This is a genomic window from Halomonas sp. DQ26W (assembly GCF_003339685.1).
GTDB lineage: Bacteria > Pseudomonadota > Gammaproteobacteria > Pseudomonadales > Halomonadaceae > Halomonas.
Window position 1 is genome coordinate 39,818 of the sequence record NZ_QPKI01000003.1, and the last position, 20,431, is coordinate 60,248.

General features: G+C 61.2%; 16 protein-coding genes and 1 pseudogene. 2 read left to right on the plus strand and 15 right to left on the minus strand.

Translation table 11 applies throughout. The annotated features are described in order from the left end of the window. Positions 1-10 precede the first annotated feature (10 nt). From nqrE to DU490_RS02200, 6 genes are all read right to left on the minus strand, one after another. Positions 11-628, minus strand: coding sequence for an NADH:ubiquinone reductase (Na(+)-transporting) subunit E (gene nqrE, locus DU490_RS02175; RefSeq protein WP_114572705.1), 618 nt, complete (start codon positions 626-628; stop codon positions 11-13). 1 nt (position 629) lies between these two features. Beyond that, positions 630-1,298, minus strand: a complete 669-nt coding sequence (locus tag DU490_RS02180) for an NADH:ubiquinone reductase (Na(+)-transporting) subunit D (protein WP_114572706.1) — start codon at positions 1,296-1,298, stop codon at positions 630-632. Positions 1,299-1,300: 2 nt separating this feature from the next. Next, the gene (locus tag DU490_RS02185; protein WP_114572707.1) at positions 1,301-2,116 is read right to left on the minus strand and encodes a Na(+)-translocating NADH-quinone reductase subunit C; all 816 of its coding nucleotides are present in this window, start codon (positions 2,114-2,116) and stop codon (positions 1,301-1,303) included. Continuing rightward, positions 2,116-3,342 carry an NADH:ubiquinone reductase (Na(+)-transporting) subunit B gene (locus tag DU490_RS02190; RefSeq protein ID WP_114572708.1) on the minus strand — a complete coding sequence of 409 codons (1,227 nt, stop codon included), beginning with the start codon at positions 3,340-3,342 and terminating at the stop codon, positions 2,116-2,118. Before DU490_RS02190 ends, DU490_RS02185 begins: the two co-directional genes overlap by 1 nt. Beyond that, positions 3,342-4,691 carry a Na(+)-translocating NADH-quinone reductase subunit A gene (locus DU490_RS02195; protein ID WP_114572709.1) on the minus strand — a complete coding sequence of 450 codons (1,350 nt, stop codon included), beginning with the start codon at positions 4,689-4,691 and terminating at the stop codon, positions 3,342-3,344. Before DU490_RS02195 ends, DU490_RS02190 begins: the two co-directional genes overlap by 1 nt. Positions 4,692-5,071: 380 nt before the next feature. Then, entirely contained in the window at positions 5,072-6,535 is a 1,464-nt protein-coding gene (locus DU490_RS02200; protein WP_114572710.1) for a glyceraldehyde-3-phosphate dehydrogenase, read from the minus strand. A gap of 256 nt (positions 6,536-6,791) precedes the next feature. On the opposite strand from DU490_RS02200, the gene mfd reads away from it, so the two are divergent. Both mfd and DU490_RS02210 read left to right on the plus strand, forming a co-directional pair. After that, positions 6,792-10,241: a transcription-repair coupling factor gene (gene mfd / locus DU490_RS02205; protein WP_114572711.1), complete on the plus strand. Its 3,450-nt coding sequence runs from the start codon at positions 6,792-6,794 to the stop codon at positions 10,239-10,241. A 208-nt stretch (positions 10,242-10,449) separates the two neighbouring features. Further along, complete coding sequence (locus DU490_RS02210; protein WP_114572712.1) at positions 10,450-11,526, plus strand: L,D-transpeptidase family protein; 1,077 nt, start codon at positions 10,450-10,452, stop codon at positions 11,524-11,526. A 107-nt stretch (positions 11,527-11,633) separates the two neighbouring features. On the opposite strand, the gene DU490_RS02215 is transcribed toward DU490_RS02210, so the two are convergent. From DU490_RS02215 to DU490_RS17395, 9 genes and pseudogenes are all read right to left on the minus strand, one after another. Further along, positions 11,634-11,897, minus strand: coding sequence for an Lpp/OprI family alanine-zipper lipoprotein (locus DU490_RS02215; RefSeq protein ID WP_043518089.1), 264 nt, complete (start codon positions 11,895-11,897; stop codon positions 11,634-11,636). Positions 11,898-12,087: 190 nt separating this feature from the next. Continuing rightward, a complete protein-coding gene (locus DU490_RS02220) occupies positions 12,088-12,702 on the minus strand; it encodes a murein L,D-transpeptidase family protein (protein WP_114572713.1) in 615 nt (204 codons plus the stop codon). 413 nt (positions 12,703-13,115) lie between these two features. Then, positions 13,116-14,708: an ABC-F family ATPase gene (locus DU490_RS02225; RefSeq protein WP_114572714.1), complete on the minus strand. Its 1,593-nt coding sequence runs from the start codon at positions 14,706-14,708 to the stop codon at positions 13,116-13,118. Positions 14,709-15,018: 310 nt separating this feature from the next. Next, entirely contained in the window at positions 15,019-15,450 is a 432-nt protein-coding gene (locus tag DU490_RS02230; protein WP_114572715.1) for a hypothetical protein, read from the minus strand. A 20-nt stretch (positions 15,451-15,470) separates the two neighbouring features. Further along, positions 15,471-15,935, minus strand: coding sequence for a 2-hydroxyacyl-CoA dehydratase (locus DU490_RS02235; RefSeq protein ID WP_114572716.1), 465 nt, complete (start codon positions 15,933-15,935; stop codon positions 15,471-15,473). A gap of 108 nt (positions 15,936-16,043) precedes the next feature. After that, positions 16,044-16,517, minus strand: coding sequence for an NYN domain-containing protein (locus DU490_RS02240; protein ID WP_114572717.1), 474 nt, complete (start codon positions 16,515-16,517; stop codon positions 16,044-16,046). A 98-nt stretch (positions 16,518-16,615) separates the two neighbouring features. Further along, complete coding sequence (locus DU490_RS02245; RefSeq protein WP_114572718.1) at positions 16,616-17,080, minus strand: DUF6586 family protein; 465 nt, start codon at positions 17,078-17,080, stop codon at positions 16,616-16,618. Continuing rightward, positions 17,077-19,704: a type I DNA topoisomerase gene (gene topA / locus DU490_RS02250; protein ID WP_114572719.1), complete on the minus strand. Its 2,628-nt coding sequence runs from the start codon at positions 19,702-19,704 to the stop codon at positions 17,077-17,079. The genes DU490_RS02245 and topA overlap by 4 nt, the downstream gene beginning before the upstream one ends. Before the next feature lie 480 nt (positions 19,705-20,184). Continuing rightward, positions 20,185-20,431 (minus strand): annotated as a pseudogene (locus DU490_RS17395) (hypothetical protein); the annotation flags it as partial.

Genomic DNA, 20,431 nt, shown 5'->3' on the forward strand with positions numbered 1-20,431 from the left:
AAGCCCTGGCTCAGAGCTGAATGCCCGAGAAGGACATGAAGCCCAGCGACATCAGACCCACGGTGATGAAGGTGATGCCCAGGCCCTGCAGGCCAGCAGGCACGTCGCTGTACTTGAGCTTCTCGCGCAGGCCGGCAAGCGCGGTGATCGCCAACGCCCAGCCGACTCCGGAACCGAAGCCGTAGACCACGGACTCGCCGAAGTTGTAGTTACGCTCAACCATGAACAGCACGCCACCGAGGATGGCGCAGTTTACGGTGATCAACGGCAGGAAGACGCCCAGGGCGTTGTAGAGCACCGGCACGTACTTGTCGAGGAACATCTCGAGGATCTGCACCAGGGCAGCGATGACGCCGATATAGGAGAGCAGACCCAGGAACGACAGATCGACGTTTTCGGTGCCGCTGATCCCGGTCCAGGTCAGCGCCCCTTCCGCCAGCAGGCCATTGTAGATGATGTTATTGACCGGCACGGAGATGGTCAGCACCACGATGACCGCGACACCCAGACCAAACGCCGCAGAGACCTTCTTGGAAACCGCCAGGAAGGTACACATGCCCAGGAAGAACGCCAGGGCCAGGTTCTCGACGAAGACAGAGGCGACGAACAGGCTAATATAGTGATCCATGTTACACAGCCTCCTTCGGCTCGGTGTTGTGCTTCATCTTGAACTCGTTCTCCTCGACCTGCTCGGGATGCGTCTCGCGAATGATCCAGATCAGCAGGCCGATGATGAAGAACGCCGAGGGCGGCAGCAGCAGCAGGCCGTTGGGCACGTACCAGCCGCCATCCTGTACCGGCTGCAGAACGGTGAAGCCGAACACGCTGCCGGAACCGAACAGCTCACGCACGAAGCCGACGAACATCAGCACCAGACCATAGCCGAGGCCGTTGCCGATGCCGTCCAGGAAAGAGAGCTTCGGGCTGTTCTGCATGGCGAAGCCTTCGGCACGGCCCATGATGATGCAGTTGGTGATGATCAACCCCACAAACACCGAGAGCTGCTTGGACATCTCGTAAGCAAACGCCTTGAGCACCTGGTCGACCACTATGACCAGCGAGGCGATGATGGTCATCTGCACGATGATACGGATCGCCGAGGGAATATGATGGCGGATCAGCGACACGAACAGGTTAGAGAAGGCACAGACGAAAATCACCGCCAGGGTCATGACCAGCGACACGCTCATGCTGGTCGTTACCGCCAGTGCGGAGCAGATACCGAGCACCTGCAGGGCGATGGGGTTGTTCTTCGTCAAAGGCGTCGTAAGGATGCTTTTGGGACTGGCTTCAGCCATGATCAGGCTCCTTCCGCTTCGAATTCGACATCGGCTTCCTGAGCGTCTTCCGGATCGATACCACTGCGGAACTTCGCCAGGTACTCACCGAAACCTTCCGGGCTCAGCCAGAACTGCACCATATTGGTGACGCCGTTGGCCGTCAGGGTGGCACCAGCCAGGCCATCGACCTGATGCTCACCGGTGCCGCTGCCACGCGCCACGCGAATGGCCGGCTGTACACTCTCTTCGTCGGCATAGATTTCCTTGCCCTCCCACTGAGCCTGCCAGCGCGGATTGTTGACCTCGGCGCCAAGCCCCGGTGTCTCACTGTGCTCGTAGTAGGTAATGCCGACAATGGTGTTGCCGTCGCCCTCGATGGACATGTAGCCCCGCATCAGACCCCACAGACCCTGGCCACGGATCGGCACGATGATCTGTTCGGGATCGTCGGGATCACCGACCAGATAGACGGTGGCAAAGTTCTCGACGCGGGACAGGCCGGCGATGTCGCGCTCCCCGGAGAGGGTACGGCCGGTGGCCGGATCCCGCGACGCCTTGAAGTGATCGAAGGTCTCCGGATCGAACTGGTCGGTGTACTCGCCGGTACGCATGTCGACTACCCGCGGGTTGATCTCGGCGAAGGTGGCCTCCACGTCGATGCCACGCTCATAGAGGTTGGCGACGCGCAGGATATTGGTCTTGCGGTCGAGTTCCACGTTGAGCTGCTGCATGGGTCGTAGTGCCACCGCGGCGGTGGAGACGATGACCGAACACACGATGCAGAGTGCGAACGCCACCCCCAAGATCTTCTTGATGGAGTTATTGCTCTGTGCCATCAGGCAGTCTCCTCGGCCGGAACACCGGTGCGCTGCAGGCGGCGCTTGATGTTGGCCTGAACAAAGAAGTGATCGATCAACGGCGCGAACAGGTTGGCAAACAGGATCGCCAACATGATGCCCTCGGGAAACGCCGGATTGACCACACGGATCAACACGGTCATGACACCGATGAGTGCGCCGAAGATCAGCCTTCCCTGGTTGGTCATGGAGGCGGACACCGGGTCGGTGGCCATGAAGACCATGCCGAAGGCGAAGCCACCGACCACCAGGTGCCAATACCAGGGCATGGCAAACATCGGGTTGGTGTCGGAACCGATCAGGTTGAACAGCGCGCTGGTCGCCACCATGCCGAGGAACACCCCGAGCATGATTCGCCACGAAGCGATCTTGGTCCATAGCAGCACGGCAGCACCCAGCAGGATCGCCAGCGTGGAGGTCTCACCGATCGAACCGGGCATGAAGCCGAGGAAGGCGTCCCACCAGGTAAATTCGCTGGTCAGTGCGGCCATGCCCTCCTGAAAGGCCAGGGAAAGGGCCGTCGCCCCGGTGTAGCCGTCGGCTGCTACCCAGACCGCGTCACCCGAGATCTGCGCCGGGTAGGCGAAGTAGAGGAAGGCACGGCCGGTCAGTGCCGGGTTGAGGAAGTTCTTGCCGGTACCGCCAAAGATTTCCTTGCCGATCACGATACCGAAGGTGATACCCAGGGCAACCTGCCACAGCGGGATGTCCACCGGCAGGATCAGCGCGTAGAGCACCGAGGAGACGAAGAAGCCTTCGTTGACCTCGTGGCCACGCTTGACGGCGAAGACCACCTCCCAGAACCCCCCGACCACGAAGGTCACGAGATAGATCGGCAGGAAGTAGGTCGCTCCGAGCACGATATTGGACCAGAAGCTGCCCGGATCGTGGCCGGCGGTCAGCGTCAGCATGATGGCCTCGCGCCAGCCCGCCATGGAAGCGTAGTCTTCGGCAATCGCCATGTTGGACTGCCAGCCGGCATTCCACATGCCGAAGAGCATCGCCGGGAAGGTGCAGGCCCAGACCGTGATCATGATGCGCTTGAGGTCGACCCCGTCTCGCACGTGGGCGGTGGTCTTGGCCACGCTTGGCGGCGCATAGAAGATGGTGTCGACCGCTTCAAACAGCGGATACATCTTCTCGTACTTGCCACCCTTGTGGAAGTGCGGTTCGAGATTGTCGAGTGTCTGTCGGATACCCATCATCAGGCCTCTTTCTCGATCAAGGTGAGGTTGTCACGCAGGATGGGACCGTATTCGTACTTGCCGGGGCACGCATAGGTGCACAGCGCCAGGTCCTCTTCATCCAGCTCCAGGCATCCGAGCTGCATGGCCACCTCGATGTCGCCGACGATCAAGGAGCGCAGCAGCTGGGTGGGCATGATATCCAGTGGCATCAGTTCCTCGTACATGCCGACCGGCACCATGGCGCGCTCGGAGCCATTCGTCGAAGTGGTGGGAGCGTAGTTGCGCAGCCCCATAAACTTCGACAGATAGATGCCCATGACCGAGTGCCGGTTGGTACCCGGCGACAGCCATCCCATGAACTGTCGCTTGTTACCCTCTTCCAGCATGCTGAACTGGTTGTGGAAGCGACCCAGGTAGCGTAGCGCCCCTTCACAGGAAAAGCCGGAGAATACCGAACCGGAAATCACCCGCGTCTCATCGGGTTCGATGACTTCACCGGCCAGCAGCTCTTGGGTACTCGCCCCAATACGGGTCCGCAGCAACCGCGGGTTCTCGGCCCGGGGGCCGCCCACGGCGACGACGCGGCTCACGTCGAGCTTGCCCTCGGCGAACAGCTTGCCGAAGGCGATCACATCCTGATAGCCGATGTGCCATACGCGCTTGTGCAGGGCGACGGGCGACAGGAAATGGATGTGGGTCCCTACCAGCCCGGCAGGATGCGGCCCGGAGAAGGTCTCGACCTGCACGCCGGAGACATCGGCCCCGGGGATCTGTGCCCCGGGGGCGGTACAGAGGTAGACCTTGCCCTCGGTCAGGCGCGCCAGCACCTTGAGACCGTCTTCGAATGCTTCCGGCTGTTCGTTGATGATCCCGGCAGGGTCAGGACACAGCGGGTGGGTATCGACGGCGGTGACGAAGATATCGGACGGCACGCTGTCGATGGCCGGGCTGCGCGAGTAGGGGCGGGTCCGCAGAGCGGTCCACATCCCCGACTCGACCAGCTGGTCGACCACAGCCTGGCGCTCCAGGCTATCGAGCTTGTCGCGACCATGAGCGGTGAATGACAGCGCCTCCTCGGTCTCGTCGACCTTGATGACAACGGAGAGCAGCTTACGCTTCTCGCCGCGGTTGATGGCAATGACTTCCCCGGCACCCGGTGCCGTGAAGCGCACGCCCTCGTTTTTCTTGTCGGTGAAGAGCAGCTGGCCCAGTTTCACCTTGTCCCCTTCCTGGACCTCCATGGTCGGCTTCATGCCAACGTAGTCGGTACCCAGGATTGCCACGTGGCGCACAGGCCGCGCATCGTCGATACGCGACTCGGGCGCCCCCATGATGGGGAGATCCAGGCCTTTCTTGACTTCGATCATAGTCTCGCCCAGTTGATGGATCGGATATACGAAGAAAAGGGGTTCGAATGGATTCGAATTCTTATTGGCGTCAGTACGTTACCAGTCAAGTCCGAGGCATGCTCGGACTACCCCAAAAAATCCACGGTATTATAAAGATAAGCGTGCGCAAAGACCACACGACCTATGGTTGCAAACCGCCAGATGAGGTCCGCCATAGGATACTGACTGAGAGCCCAGAAGACGTTGAAAGACGCTGACAGCGAGCCGCCGCGCGCCCTTGAGGACAATGGGTCGGCACACTGAGGGTGCCGACGCAGATGAAGCAAGAATGACCTGGATCATGGCATTCCCGACCCCGGGGGTCGGGAATGGGCGGTGCGTCACCATCACCGGCTCACTCAGCCCAGGGCGCGGGGCAACTTGAGAAAATGCACATTGGACATGTGCTGTAGGATACGCACCACCTGGCAGCTGTAGCCGAACTCGTTGTCGTACCAGACGTAGAGCACCGCCTGCCTGCCATTGGCGATGGTCGCCTTGGCATCGACGATACCGGCATGCCGGTTGCCGACGAAGTCGGACGACACCACCTCCGGCGAATCGACGAAGTCGATCTGCTTCTGGAACGGCGAATCCAGCGACATACGGCGCAGGAAGTCGTTGAGGGCCTCGGCGTCGGTGTCCTTCTCCAGGCGCAGGTTGAGGATCGCCATGGAGACGTTGGGCGTCGGCACGCGGATGGCGTTGCCGGTCAGCTTGCCGGCGAACTCCGGCAGCGCCTTGGCCACCGCGCTGGCGGCACCGGTCTCGGTCAGCACCATGTTCAGCGGCGCGCTGCGGCCCCGACGGTCGCCCTTGTGGTAGTTGTCGATCAGGTTCTGGTCGTTGGTGTAGGCATGCACCGTCTCCACGTGGCCGTGCTCGACGCCGAACTCATCGTTGAGCACCTTGAGCACCGGCACGATGGCGTTGGTGGTACAGGAAGCCGCCGAGAGAATACGGTCCTCCTCGCTGAAATCGCCGTGGTTGATGCCATACACGATGTTCTTGATATCACCCTTGCCCGGTGCGGTGAGCAGCGCCTTCGCCACGCCCTTGCACTGCAGGTGCTGGCCGAGGCCGGCCTCGTCACGCCAGATCCCGGTGTTGTCCACCACCACGGCGTTGTCGATGCCATAGACGGTGTAGTCGACATCGGTGGGAGAGTCGGCGTAGATCACTTGAATCACGTTGCCGTTGGCGGTGATGGTGCGTGCTTCGTAGTCGACGCTGATGGTGCCGTTGAATGGGCCATGCACGGAGTCGCGACGCAGCAGGCTGGCGCGCTTCTCGAGGTCCTTGGCGATGTCACCGCGGCCGCGCACGACGATGGCACGCAGGCGCAGCAGGTTGCCACCACCGGCCTTGTCCACCAGCACCCGGGCCAGGATGCGGCCGATGCGGCCGAAACCGTAGAGCACCACGTCCTTTGGCTCGCCGTTGTTGCCGTTGGCATCGCGGCGATCGACGATCTCGGCGAGCTCTTCACGCAGGAAGGCCACGGCGTCGCCGCCGCCCTGCTTCTTGAAGGCCACGCCCAGCTTGCCGATGTCGACGTGGGCCGGCCCCAGGTTGAGCTCGGCCATGGCCTGCACCAGCGGGAACGTATCCTGAACGGAGAGCTCCGTCCCCTCAACCTTTCTGACGAAGCGATGGTCCTTCAGGATGCGGATCACCGAGCGGTTGAACAGCGACCGTCCATAGAGGGTGGTGACCACATTGTTGTGACGGTATAGGCTGCCGATCAGAGGGATCATCTGCTCGGCAAGGGCCTGGTTATCGTGCCAATCCTGAAAAACGGTGTCGAGGGGTTGCTGACTCACGTGAAGCCTCTCTGATGATCTGGAATTCATACGCATTATCAGGCCAGCCATCGGGCGGAGCAATCGCAGGATGGTCGCAGGTGCTGTAGGGGGATTACAGAAATGGCGGGTTGACTACAAGGAATTCCTCGGGCTGGTATGATTCCTCCTTGATTGCGACGCCGAGGCCGCGCTCGAGCTCGAGCTCGACAACTGCACCCAGCCTGACCCATCGGCCTGACGAGAGAGCCTAACGATAGTGCCTGACGATAACCCCATGTCCCATTTCTCACTGCTCGATCCGCCACGCCCCCAGGGTCTTCGTAACACCCTCTTCTGGCATACGCCTCCCGGTAGTGGCACCGCCCTGGCCCTGGCGTATCTTGCCGAAGATGCCCCCTTGCTGGTGGTAACGGCCGATACCGCCGGAGCCCAGCGCCTCGAGAACGACCTGCGCTTCTTCTCGACCACGCCGATACTGCCATTCCCCGACTGGGAAACCCTGCCCTACGACAGCTTTTCACCCCACCAGGACATCGTCTCGGCACGGCTGCGCACCCTGCGCCGTCTCCAGGACGGCATGCACGGTATCGTGCTGGTGGCAATCAACACCTTGATGCAGCGCCTGCCGCCGGTGGAGTACATCGCCGGGCGCGTACTGACGCTGGAAGTGGGCATGCGCCTGGACCGCGAGAACTTCCGTGAAAGCCTATCCCGGGCCGGCTACCGGGCGGTCGAGACCGTCTACGAACCCGGGGAGTACGCCCTGCGTGGCGCCCTGATCGACCTCTACCCCATGGGCAGCGAGTCTCCCCTGCGCATCGACCTATTCGATGATGAGATCGATACCCTGAGGCACTTTGACCCTGACACCCAGCGCAGCCGTGAAAAGGTCGATAGAGTGGAGCTACTGCCGGCGCATGAGTACTCGCTGGCCCGCTCGTCCATCACCTGTTTCCGCGAAGGGTTCGAGACCCTGTTCGACGTAGACCCGCGCCAGTGTCCGCTCTATGTCGATGCGCTCAAGGGCATCCCTTCACCTGGCCTTGAGCAGTACCTGCCGCTATTCTTCGAGGAAACCGCGACCCTGTTCGAACACCTGGCCGAAGGCACCCGGGTGGCGCTGCTTCCGGGAGCGTTCGACGCCGCGGAACATCACTGGGCGGCCATCCAGAGCCGCTATGGGAGCCTGGGCGTTGACCCGACACGCCCCCTGCTGCCACCCCATCGCGCCTTCGTTCCTGTCGCTGAGGTATTTGCGGCCATCAAGCGCCATCCGCGGGTAGAATTGATCGACGACCCGGACCATCGCCACGCCCTGCAGCCAGAGGCCAAGGCGCCACCATCGGTACCCATCAATGCACGGGCGAAGCAGCCGCTGGCCGCCCTCGAGGGTTTTCTGGCCCGGCATCCGAACACCCGCACCCTGTTCGTCGCCGAATCCCGAGGTCGTCGCGAAGCCCTGGAAGAGACCCTGGCCCCACTTCATCTCCAACTGCCCCACGTGGCCAACTTCCGTCGATTTCTTGCCGACGACAGTCGACTGGCGATTACCGAGGGCGAGATCGACGCCGGCCTATGGCTGGAACACCCCGACCTCGCCGTGATCAGCGAGACAGAGCTTCTCGGCGACGTGGTCCGACAGAGCCGCCGTCGGGAAAAGGCCACGGATGCCAATGAGCTGGCAGTGCGCCATCTCGCCGAGTTGCGTCCCGGCGCACCCGTCGTCCACCAGACCCACGGTGTCGGCCGCTATCGTGGCCTGGAAACCCTTGAAGCCGGCGGCCAGGCAGCCGAGTTCGTCTCGTTGGAATACGCCGAGGGCGCCAAGCTGTATGTGCCTGTGGACAGCCTGCATCTGATATCACGCTATGCCGGAGCCGACGATGAACTGGCCCCCCTGCATCGGCTCGGCTCCGACCATTGGGACAGGGCGCGGCGAAAGGCTGCCGAAAAGATCCGTGACACGGCCGCCGAGCTGCTGGATGTCTATGCTCGCCGCGAGGCCCGCGAAGGGTTTGCCTGCGCCCCCCCGGACGAGGAATACAGCCGCTTCGCCGCCAGCTTCCCCTTCGAGGAGACCCCGGACCAGCGTGCTGCCATCGACGCGGTCATCGGCGACATGACGGCACCTCGCCCAATGGATCGCGTGGTCTGCGGCGACGTCGGCTTCGGCAAGACCGAAGTTGCCATGCGTGCCGCCTTCCTCGCCGTACAGTCGGACCGACAGGTAGTGGTACTGGTGCCCACCACCCTGCTCGCCCGCCAGCACTATGAGAACTTCCGCGATCGCTTCGCCGATACCGCCGTACAGATCGAGCTGATCTCTCGCTTCACCGCCGGCAAGGGCCAGGCCGAGTCTCTGAAGCGTATCGAGTCTGGCAAGGCCGATATCGTCATCGGCACCCACAAGTTGCTGTCGAAGTCGATGAAGCTACCCAACATGGGACTGCTGGTCATCGACGAGGAGCACCGCTTTGGCGTCACGCAGAAAGAGCGTCTGAAGAACCTGCGCGCCGAGGTCGACATCCTGACGCTAACCGCCACCCCCATCCCGCGCACCCTGAACATGGCCATGAGTGGTATCCGCGATCTCTCGATCATCGCCACACCACCCGCCCGCCGGCTGTCGGTGAAGACCTTCGTCCAGCAGCGCGACGAATCGGTGATCAAGGAGGCGATCCTGCGCGAGATACTGCGTGGCGGACAGGTCTACTTCCTGCACAACGAGGTCAAGTCCATCGAGATCGCCGCCGAAAAGGTGCGCGAGCTGGTGCCCGAGGCCCGGGTGGCCGTGGCGCACGGACAGCTGCCCGAGCGCGCGCTCGAGCGGGTGATGTCCGATTTCTACCACAAGCGATTCAACGTACTGGTCTGCTCCACGATCATCGAGACCGGCATCGACGTTCCCAGCGCCAACACCATCGTCATCGAGCGTGCCGACCGCTTCGGCCTGGCCCAGCTGCACCAGTTGCGTGGCCGGGTCGGACGCAGCCACCACCAGGCCTATGCCTATCTGCTCGCCCCGCCACCGCGAACCATGACTCGTGATGCAGCCAAGCGCCTGGAGGCGATCGCCGGCGCCGAGGACCTCGGAGCCGGATTCACCCTGGCCAGCCACGACATGGAGATCCGCGGCGCCGGGGAGCTGCTTGGCGAGGAGCAGAGTGGCCAGATGGAAGCGATCGGCTATGGGCTGTACATGCAAATGCTCGACCGCGCCGTGGCCGCCATTCGCGCCGGCAAGACGCCCAATATCGACGCCCCTCTGGACGAAGGCGTGGAAGTGAGCCTCAACCTTCCGGCACTAATCCCCAATGACTATCTGCCCGATGTCCAGCAGCGGCTGGTCATGTACAAGCGCATCGCCAGTGCAGAGACCGAGGCGGACCTCAAGGAGCTGCAGGTAGAGATGATCGACCGTTTCGGCCTGCTTCCGGCGCCGGTGAAAACCCTGGTGCGTCAGACCAAGCTGCGCCAGCGGGCCGAGCGCCTGGGTATCGTGCGACTCGAGGCCGGTGCCGCGAAAGGACGACTGATCTTTGGCTCACAGCCCCTGGTCGACCCAATGGTTTTGGTGCAGCTGATCCAGAAGTCCCCGGAGTGTTATCGGCTCGACGGTGCTGACACGCTGCGCTTCGAGCTGGAAATGGAAACGGAGGAGGCTCGCTTTCGCGTCCTCGAACAACTGCTAGAGGTACTCAACCGCAAGGCGGATGCCGCCTGAGGCAGCGCGCCAGCCCAGGTTTGGTTTATGGGGTGCTCCCTGTGACCGCCCTGAGGGCTATAATGGCGATACGTGTTGTCAACATCGCAACAATAGACACGCACCGGCATCACTGGCACCCAGCCAGGACGCCTGAACCGTCGCCCTGCAGTGTACCGGCCATTTGATACCCGGCTGTAGCCGACTCTCCGACGAGATCATGACGTTGATGACTATCCCGACACTGGCCAGATGTACATTGCGCTGTGCCGCGCTCTTCGCCTTAGCTGCCATGCTTGCGGCTCCGGCGCTTTCCGATGAGCTTGATGACCAAAACACGCTGCCCCGTGGCCACTTCCTGTTGCCCGAGGAAGGCAACATGATCGGTGAGGCCTACACCGTTACCGTCGAGGAAGGCCAGACCCTGATCGATATCGGGCGCCAGCACAATGTGGGCTATGACGAGATACGCATGGCGAATCCGGATGTCAGCATCTGGGCGCCCTTTGCCGGCACCGAGGTGGTGATTCCTTCCCAACACATCCTGCCCGACGCACCGCGCGAAGGAATCATCATCAACCTCTCCGAACTACGGCTCTATTACTACTCCCGTGACGGTGTGGTCGAGACCTATCCCATCAGCGTAGGCCGTGACGGCTTTGCAACGCCGGTAGGTGTGACGAGAACCACCGTCAAAGTCAAGGATCCGCACTGGTCACCACCTCGCTCGATGCGCGAGGAAGCCGCCGCTAGGGGTGAGCCGCCACCGGCAGTCGTGCCACCCGGACCCGACAACCCGTTGGGCCGACACGCCATCCTGTTGGGATTGCCTAGCTACCTGATCCATGGCACCAACATGCCCGATGGGGTCGGCATGCGTGCCAGCCGAGGCTGTATCCGGATGTTCCCGGAGGATATCGAGTCGCTCTACGATCGAGTGCCCAGCGGTACCAAAGTGAACATCATCGACCAGCCCTTCAAGGCCGCCTGGTCTTCCGATGGCATTCTTTACGCCCAGTCATTCCCGCAGCTCGAGGAAAATCTGGGCAACTTCGAGCCGATTCTCAACGCCATCGAGGTGGTCGCCAATACCTTTGGTGACCAGAACCCCCCGGTGGACTATGCCCAATTGCGTCGCGTCGTCGAGAACCCGAACGGCCAGATGGTGTCGCTGTTGAAGGTCGCCGAAGAAGAGCCGACCCCGGGTGGCCCCCACCTGGATGGCCAGGAAGAAGGCCTGTTCTCCGAGTTGGAGCTCACCCAGCGGGAAGGGCTCTTTTCCGAGCTGGAAATCGGCCAGCGATAACCCATCCGGCCGCTTACATGACAATGAGAAAACCCCGCCGAAGCGGGGTTTTCTCGTACTACAGAACCGCCATCACCCTAGCGGGCGATGCCAGTACTCCGACAGAATTACTTCTGCATGGAGCGCTGGAACATACGGTTCATTTCTTCACGGTTCTGCTCAGACATCTGCAGAGCCGCCTGGGCGTCACGCTGTGCCTGGTTGGCAGTGTTCTGAGCCTGGGTCGCGATGCTGCGAGCTTCGGCAGCATCAGCCTGGGCGGATTCAGCAGTCTGGCGAACTTCATCCAGAGCAGCGTTGGTAGCACAACCGGCCAGAATGGCCATGGATGCAGCAGCGGCGGTGAGCTTCAGGGTGGTCTTCAGGGTCATGGTGTTCTCCTTGAGTCTTCCTTGGTACTGCACGGTTAGTACAGCGGTGTTAATGTAGCCTGAGATCAGGCAATCCTGCAAATTGCAGGATTCTTGCAGCGACTGCTGCCAAGCACAGGTGTCAAACGCTGTTTTATAATAACTTACACCGCTTGTCCATAGCTCGAAACGTCCCTTACGTATCTTGAGCCTAGCGGATCACAACGCGAGTGCCAATTTCGATTAGCTCGGAAAGCCTTTCGATCTGGTCGTTCGTGACCGCCACACACCCCTGGGTCCAGTGGTAACTGGCATGCACATCAGGGTCTGCCCCACCGAGGCCATGGATGCCGATAAACCCACCCAGCACGGTCTGCTGCGGAGGATAGCCATGGCGACGATAGTACGCGAAATAGTCTTCGTAATCGCGTTCGGTGTAAAGCCCTGATTCGAGAGCCATGCGCGCATGGGCTGGCGTCGGGTAGTCAAGCCCAACGAAGATGTGCCAATCGCTCTCGTTATTGAAGCGATTGACGCGAAACTCACCCATTGGCGTCACATTGCCACCACGTAACCGCTCAGGACTGGCGCCAGACCTGCCCAGCGAGACCGGAGAGAAGCGCTCGACGAGAGTATTGCCTCGATAGACACTGAGCGCGGCCTGCTCGTCTTCGACCAGCACCCAGAGCTCGCCGTCGTGACGAGGAATCTGTGCACGCACCAGAAGGGTTTCGATCAGGTTGGCTCGGGCGCTATTGGCCATCAGCAAAGCGAAAGGCGCTGACAGGGCAAGCAGGCCGAAGCGGCGTCGAGATACTGAGGTCATCGGCACCTCACAGGAGAAGAAGAAAGCAGGATATTGGGTATTATGGCGTTGTTATAGCCTATCCATTGAATGGCCGTCAGTCGAAATAGAACTGCAAGAAAACGTAGCCGCACCGTTGAACCTCACTTCCGCTTCCGGCGTGAAGGCTGAGCATCGCGATGCGCTGATGACAAACAGCCCCTCACCACAAAAAATCGGTTCATCACACAGCTTTCTTGTGCACCAACTAATTGTGGAAGCACCGACTACAGGATCTTGTAGACCCTCGCCCCCAGGAAAGCTCTCATGACTTTCAGAGGGGCGGCGCCGTGTCGTGAATACTCCTACAGCGATTCATGACCGCCCCCTATCTGGATTCCCAGTAGAGACTTTCCCGTGCAACCGCGGCCAGCGTCGGCAGGCTGACATGCAGCTCAGCCGGGCAAGCCTTGGCTCCTCAGGTAATCGTCATAGCTTCCCGTGAAATCGACGATGCCAGTGTCGCACATGTCGAGGATACGGGTGGCCAGCGAGGAGACGAACTCGCGGTCGTGGCTGACGAAGATCAGCGTGCCGGGGTAGTGCTCCAGGGCCAGGTTGAGTGCCTCGATGGACTCCATGTCCAGGTGGTTGGTGGGCTCATCCATCAACAGCACGTTGGGTCGGGTCAGCGTGAGCTTGCCGAACAGCATGCGGCCCTGCTCGCCACCGGAGATAACCTTCACCGACTTGTCAATGTCGTCACTCGAGAACAGCATTCGACCCAGCGCTCCCCGGATCACCTGTTCGCCGCCATCGCTCCATTGGGCCATCCACTCAAAAAGCGTCGCATCGTTGGAAAAATCATCGGTATGATCCTGCGCAAAAATGCCCAGCTCCGCACTGTCGGTCCAGCGCACCGCGCCGGCCTGCGGGTGCAACTCACCGGCCAGGGTACGCAGCAGCGTGGTCTTGCCGATACCGTTGGGGCCGATGATGGCGATACGCTCCCCGGCCTCCACGGTCATGGAGAGCCCTTCGAAGAGCAAGGGCTCTCCGGCGTAGCCCTGGCTTAGTGCCTCCACATTGACCGCGTTGCGATGAATCTTCTTGCCCTGCTCGAAGCGGATGAAGGGGCTCACACGACTGGAGGGCTTGATATCCTCGAGTTTGATCTTTTCGATCTGCCGCGCCCGGGAGGTGGCCTGCTTGGCTTTGGAGGCATTGGCCGAAAAGCGGCTGACGAAAGTCTGGAGTTCAGCGATCTGCGCCTTCTTCTTGGCGTTGTCGGCGTACTGCCGCTCGCGGACCGCCGTGGCAACGGTCATGTAGTCGTCATAATTGCCGGGGAACAGCTTGATCTCACCATAGTCCAGGTCCGCCATGTGCGTGCAGACGCTATTCAGGAAGTGCCGATCGTGGGAAATGATGATCATGGTGCTGCTGCGAGCCGTAAGGACACTTTCTAGCCAACGAATGGTATTGATATCCAGGTGGTTGGTGGGCTCGTCGAGCAGCAGCACATCGGGGTCTGAGAAGAGCGCCTGAGCCAGCAATACGCGTAACTTCCAACCCGGCGCCACCTCGCTCATGGGGCCGAAATGCTGGGCCATGGGTATACCGAGCCCCATCAACAGCTCACCGGCCCGAGATTCTGCGGTATAGCCGTCGAGTTCGGCGAAACGCACTTCCAGGTCGGCCACAGCCATGCCATCCTCTTCACTCATCTCCGGCAATGAGTAGATCCGCTCTCGCTCTGCTGCCACCTCCCACAGTTCGCGATTGCCCATGATGACGGCATCGATGACTCGCTCGGCCTCGAAGGCGAACTGGTCCTGGCGCAACTTGCCGAGACGGGAGCCCGAGTCGATCATTACCTGACCTGACGAGGGCTCCAGGTCGCCACCGAGTATTTTCATGAAGGTGGACTTGCCGCAGCCATTGGCCCCGATCAAGCCATAACGGTGACCGTTGCCGAATTTGATGGAAACGTTCTCGAACAGGGGCTTGGCCCCGAACTGCATGGTAATATTGGCTGTGGAGATCACTTAGGAAGATCCAATCGTAGGGAAACGCAGAACAAATCACCGAGCGAGATGAAGCGCGCGGAGCACAGGAACCGCAGCATATGGGGTAGATGTGAGGATTCCGACCGGGCTGGCGCACCAGCACCGCGCAATGCAGCGATTCGCTCGTCTAGGCATTTGGGTAGTGTTTCCGTAGTGCAAAAGACTGCAATTGTACCGCTTATGGCCGCCTATCACATGGCGATTGTCACCCACCTACCAAACTATCGCCCCGTCGGGCGCAATCCGGCGGGGCGACAGCTAGGGCCGAGTGGATTGACTTGGGGTCGGATCAATCCTGACGCTCTACGGTAAAGATGCTCTGTAGCTTTTGCTTCTTGCCGTAGATATGGACGGTGGTCTCGTCGAAGGGGAAGCGGTCCAGGTACTCACTATGGTTATTGAAACGCGGCTTGTGGGCGTTGATCAGGGCCGCCGCCAGGCGCTCGCGATTGGCGTGCCCGGCAAGACCAACGGCATACCAGACCTCCTCGCCCGGCTTCAGGAAGGCCTCCAATCTGTCGAGATCCTCGTGGTGTTCCAGACCGTAGCGGGCACTCCGATGCTCTCCCACATGGAGCAGTTCCTGCACTTCCATCTCGTCGGTTTCGGGGTCTCTGGCAGCACGAAATACGCAATAGATCCCGGATTCGTCCGGCGCGTCATGCAGTTGGCCTCGAGTCCAGTAGCCCAGCATCTTGGGGGATAAAAGCTGTTCCGACATAAGGTCTTCCTCCTGGTTGCTCAGTAATCCTCGAGTCGCTGCATGTCACGGACGATACGGCGCACCTCCGCTTCATGCCCAGCAGCAAGGGCATCGAAGAACGCTCTCTCGTCGCTGCCCCCGGCCAGCTCACTGCGATGTACATAGAGATCCTGCAGCGTCCGGTGAGCGGTCAGTGCCGTCGCCAGTACGCTTTGCACACTCTCACTGTCGACCCCTTCGGGCAGACGTTCAAGCACCGGCGCATGAGGAAAGTCGTTAGGATCGTCGAACCATGTCTCCAGCACGCTGGAATGATCGGAGCCATCATCCAGGTAGCTGGAGAGATCGGACTGCTGCTTGATCTCGCGCTCCGCCAGATAGTCCAATGCCATGCGCACCCGGTCGTCGACACCGCTGCCAGCCAGTTGCGAATAATGATTGGCAAGTCGAGCGTGATAGTCAGCCGCCCAATGCACCAGCTCCTTTACTTGATGAAAGCGCATACGCCCCCCAGTATCGTCATCGCCAGCCTGTATCAGCTCGCCCTAGCTTAATCTTAGTCATCGCCCGGAGATAACAGCTTGATGCATATCAACGAGAAGCGATATGCACTAGCGAAGCAGCAAGGAATCGATGGCAATGAAGTCGCTGGCCGCGCGTATCAGTGAGTCGGCCGTCAAGCGCTCCACCCCGACCACGTCCACGGGAATGTTGTAGCGCTGACGGATTCGCTCGACCAACAGGTCGAAATCACCGTCACCGGAAACGAGTATCAGCCGCTGCACGGCCGCTGCGGCCTCCATGGCATCCAGAGCGATTCCCACGTCCCAGTCGCCCTTTGCCGAGCCGTCGCTACGCTGGATGTAGGGCTTGAGTTTCACGCTGAAGCCGATGCCACGCAGGATGTTCTGAAACTGGCGCTGCCTGGGATCGCCCCGTTCTATGGCGTAGGCATTGGCCAAGACCACGTCATGGCCGACCGCAAATCGGGCCCAGAAGGCGTGATAGTCGAAATGCCGACCGAAGGCCTGGCGAGTGGTGTAGTAGACGTTCTGCACATCGACAAAGATGGCGACGCGTTGCATGGTGACACCCCGGTCGCTGAAATAGAGTCAGCCTGACACACTCGCACCCTCAGAGCGCTAGGCTTTGCCAGAAAGTCGACGAGCGAAAAGCAGAGCCTCTACCACTCTTCGCTGGTCTCGCGCAGGGCGGCAACTTCACGCTTGGCCTCGCTCAGACAGGCACGCAGTTCGTCGCCCAACGCCGCCGCACTTCCCACGGCAATCAGCCCTGGCGCAGCCGGGCCGGTGCGGCGCGCCACCCCATCGCTTGCATGCAGCGCGTCAATACGACTGAGCAGCCACGCCAGCCAGCTCTCCGGTCGGGCGGCCAGCTCTCGCAACCGGTGGAGCTCTGCCACCGACTCACCCCGGGGGTCAAGCAGTTCACGCCAGTCATGAAGCGCCAAGCCAGCATGCTCGGTGACCTCACGCAGCAGCGACGCCAGCGCCAACTCCGTCAAGGCCAGCGCCCCCTCCTCCGCTGCCATGCGACGCGCTTCAGCATGCTCGTCGCTGCCCGGTGAAGTATCGAGCAGGAGTTCGGCCTGATAGAGCAGCTGATTGGTGCGGGCTCGCGGGGTCACTTGCGCTTGTCCTCCACCTGCCACCTGCCATTGTCGAAGAAGGCCTTCCAGCCGGTGGCCTTGCCCTCCTCCTCGGTCATCACGAACTGCTCCTTGGTCTTGCGCGAGAAGCGGATCTGACTCGGCCGGCCATCGGGATCCTCGCTGGGAGCATCGAGCAGGAAATGGTATTTGTCAGGCAGCGCCTCGGCATGGGCCTTGAGTTCGCGGACCAGCGGTGGACGCGTCTCCCGGTTCTTGGGGAACTTGCTGGCGGCCAGGAACAGTCCACTGGCTCCATCACGCAGAACGTAGTGGTCATCGACCTTCTGGCACTCAAGTTCTGGCATGGGAATCGGGTCTATCTTGGGCGGCGCCACCTCTCCGCTCTTGAGCAGTTTGCGGGTGTTCTTGCACTCGCTGCTGGTACAACCGAAGTACTTGCCGAAGCGGCCGGACTTGAGCTGCATTTCGCTACCGCACTTGTCGCACTCGATGGTGGGACCGTCGTAGCCCTTGATGCGAAACTTGCCCTCCTCCACCTCGTAGCCGTCACAGTCGGGGCTGTTGCCGCAGATATGCAGTTTGCGTTGTTCGTCGATCAGGTAGCTGTCCATGGCTGTACCGCACTTGGAGCAGCGATGCTTGGCTCGCAAGGCCTCGGTCTCGGCCTCCTCATCGGCATCAGCGGCTACCGCCTCCTCACCGGGCAGCAGGTCGATGGTCGTCTTGCAGCGCTCCTTGGGCGGCAGGTTGTAACCGCTGCAGCCCAGGAAGACACCGGTGGAAGCGGTGCGAATCTGCATCTTGCGACCGCAGGTGGGGCAGTCGATATCCGTGGGGACCGGCTGATTCGGCCGCATACCGTCCTCACTCTGAGCCGCCTCTAGCTCCTCACGGAACTCCGCATAGAAGGCATCGAGCAGCTCCTGCCAGTTACGCTCGCCTTCTGCCACCTCGTCGAGGCCGTCTTCCATGCGCGCCGTGAAGGAAAAATCCATCAGGTCCGGGAAGGACTCCTTGAGCCGCTCGGTGACGATGTCGCCGAGCTTCTCGGCGTAGAAGCGCCGGTTCTCCAGCTTGACGTAACCACGGTCCTGGATCGTGGAAATAATCGCGGCATAAGTGGAGGGCCGGCCAATACCGCGTTTCTCCAGCTCCTTGACCAGGCTGGCCTCAGTGTAGCGGGCCGGTGGCTTGGTGAAGTGCTGCTGGGGATCCAGCGCTGCGAAAGTCATGGCGGTGCCCTTGGGCAGGTCGGGCAGCGCCTGATCTTCGTTCTTGCCCGCCGGCTTCATCACACGGGTATAGCCGTCGAACTTGAGTACCCGCCCTTTGGCCCGCAGTTCGTAGCCTCCGGTTTCCACGGTCAGGGTGCTGGAAAGGTATTCCGCCGGCGTCATCTGACAGGCCACGAACTGACGCCAGATCAGTTCGTAGAGTCGTTCGGCGTCGCGCTCCATGCCGGTCAGCTCACCCGCCTTGCGCTGAACCTCCGAGGGGCGGATGGCCTCGTGAGCCTCCTGGGCACCCTCCTTGCTGGAGTAGCGGTTGGGCGCCTCAGGCAGGTAGCGGCTGCCGAACTCGGAATCGATATATTGGCGAACGCTCTCCACCGCATCCTTCGACAGGTTGGTGGAGTCGGTACGCATATAGGTGATATAGCCTGCCTCGTAGAGCCGCTGGGCCAGCGTCATGGTCTTCTTCACGGAGAAACCGAGCCGGCCGCTGGCTGCCTGCTGCAAGGTCGAGGTGATAAAGGGAGCATTCGGCTTAGAGCGGGTCGGCTTATCCTCACGTGAGGTAATGGCCAGGTTCGCCTTGCGCAGCGCAGCAATGCGCTCCATGGTTTCGGCTTCCGAGGTGGGACGGAATGCCTTGCCGTCCTGACGAACCAGCTCGAAGCGAACGGGCTCACCGTCATTCGAGACCAGGTCGGCATGCACGTCCCAGAACTCCTCGGGCACAAAGGCGCGAATATCTCGCTCGCGCTCGACAATCAGGCGTACGGCCACTGACTGGACGCGGCCCGCGGACAGGCCGCGGGCAATCTTGGCCCACAACAGGGGCGACAACATGAAGCCGACGACACGGTCGAGGAAGCGACGCGCCTGTTGAGCCTCGACCCGCGGGATATTGAGACTGCCGGGCTCGGTGAAAGCCTCCTGGATGGCATTCTTGGTAATCTCGTTGAAGACCACACGCTTGTAACGGGAATCCTCACCGCCGATGGTCTCCTTGAGGTGCCAGGCGATGGCCTCCCCTTCGCGGTCAAGGTCAGTCGCGAGATAGACGGAATCGGCGTTTTCGGCCAGCTTCTGCAATTCGGCCACGACCTTTTCCTTGCCTGGCAGGATCTCGTAATGCGCTTTCCAGCCATGCTCCGGGTCGATACCCATGCGTCGGATCAGCTGATCCTTGGCCCTGTGCTGCTTGTACTCGGCCTTCTCCTCGGGCGACATCTTGCGGGTAGCCGCAGCCTGGCGTGCGCGCTCCTTGGGGTCAGAGGCCGTCTTGCCCGAGCCGCTGGTCGGCAGGTCTCGTATATGACCCACGCTCGACTTGACGATGAATTCGTTGCCGAGATACTTGTTGATCGTCTTGGCCTTGGCCGGCGACTCGACGATGACCAATGACTTGCCCATAGTGCTCCACTTTCTTCGCGGCGGGGACCCGATGGCCCCCCCTGACGGTTCCGGCCCGCCTGTCCGAGCGGACGATCCTCGCGGGGTGAAAAATCCGCTTACCCTACCCCAGCAACCCTCTTTGCGCCAGTCACGGCCCGAATGACGGCACGGAACCAGCACTTTGAACGTAGCAGCTAGGAGCCTGTCGGGTTTGACCGATCGTTACGAGAGATATGGATTTCGAGACAAGTTTATCGATCTGATGAGGCGAATAGCCCGCTATTTAACGAATCGGATCGAATGAAATTGGCCGAAAGACCGGATCTCGCAGTAGATCAGCGTCAGGTCCGACAGGCTCCTAGGCAGGGCTGCTGTCGTTTACTTCGCCGCCTGCCCCGCCAACATCCTTTCCTTAAGCGGGCCCACCAACGCTCCTTCTATAAAAGGAGGGTGCCCCCGTTGATGGAATCGACGGGGGCACGATAGCGAAGGAAACAATCAGCGCTTGCGCGGTTTACGGGTCGCCTTCGGCTTGGGTTTGGACTCGGTCTGCTTGGGCTCGGCCTGCTTGGGCTCGGCCTGCTTGGGCTCGGCCTGCTTGGGCTCGGCCTGCTTGGGCTCGGCCTGCTTGGGCTCGGCCTGCTTGGGCTCGGCCTGCTTGGGCTCGGCCTGCTTGGGCTCGGCCTGCTTGGGCTCGGCCTGCTTGGGCTCGGCCTGCTTGGGCTCGGCCTGCTTGGGCTCGGCC

Bases quoted from the DNA above. Each gene is read 5' to 3' on its own strand.
- mfd (WP_114572711.1), top strand. From the start codon at position 6,792: ATGTCCCATTTCTCACTGCTCGATCCGCCACGCCCCCAGGGTCTTCGT.
- DU490_RS02220 (WP_114572713.1), bottom strand. From the start codon at position 12,702: ATGACCTCAGTATCTCGACGCCGCTTCGGCCTGCTTGCCCTGTCAGCG.
- topA (WP_114572719.1), bottom strand. From the start codon at position 19,704: ATGGGCAAGTCATTGGTCATCGTCGAGTCGCCGGCCAAGGCCAAGACG.
- DU490_RS02195 (WP_114572709.1), bottom strand. From the start codon at position 4,691: ATGATCGAAGTCAAGAAAGGCCTGGATCTCCCCATCATGGGGGCGCCC.
- DU490_RS02235 (WP_114572716.1), bottom strand. From the start codon at position 15,935: ATGCGCTTTCATCAAGTAAAGGAGCTGGTGCATTGGGCGGCTGACTAT.
- DU490_RS02180 (WP_114572706.1), bottom strand. From the start codon at position 1,298: ATGGCTGAAGCCAGTCCCAAAAGCATCCTTACGACGCCTTTGACGAAG.
- DU490_RS02210 (WP_114572712.1), top strand. From the start codon at position 10,450: ATGACTATCCCGACACTGGCCAGATGTACATTGCGCTGTGCCGCGCTC.
- DU490_RS02190 (WP_114572708.1), bottom strand. From the start codon at position 3,342: ATGATGGGTATCCGACAGACACTCGACAATCTCGAACCGCACTTCCAC.
- DU490_RS02230 (WP_114572715.1), bottom strand. From the start codon at position 15,450: ATGTCGGAACAGCTTTTATCCCCCAAGATGCTGGGCTACTGGACTCGA.
- DU490_RS02215 (WP_043518089.1), bottom strand. From the start codon at position 11,897: ATGACCCTGAAGACCACCCTGAAGCTCACCGCCGCTGCTGCATCCATG.
- DU490_RS02185 (WP_114572707.1), bottom strand. From the start codon at position 2,116: ATGGCACAGAGCAATAACTCCATCAAGAAGATCTTGGGGGTGGCGTTC.
- nqrE (WP_114572705.1), bottom strand. From the start codon at position 628: ATGGATCACTATATTAGCCTGTTCGTCGCCTCTGTCTTCGTCGAGAAC.
- DU490_RS02240 (WP_114572717.1), bottom strand. From the start codon at position 16,517: ATGCAACGCGTCGCCATCTTTGTCGATGTGCAGAACGTCTACTACACC.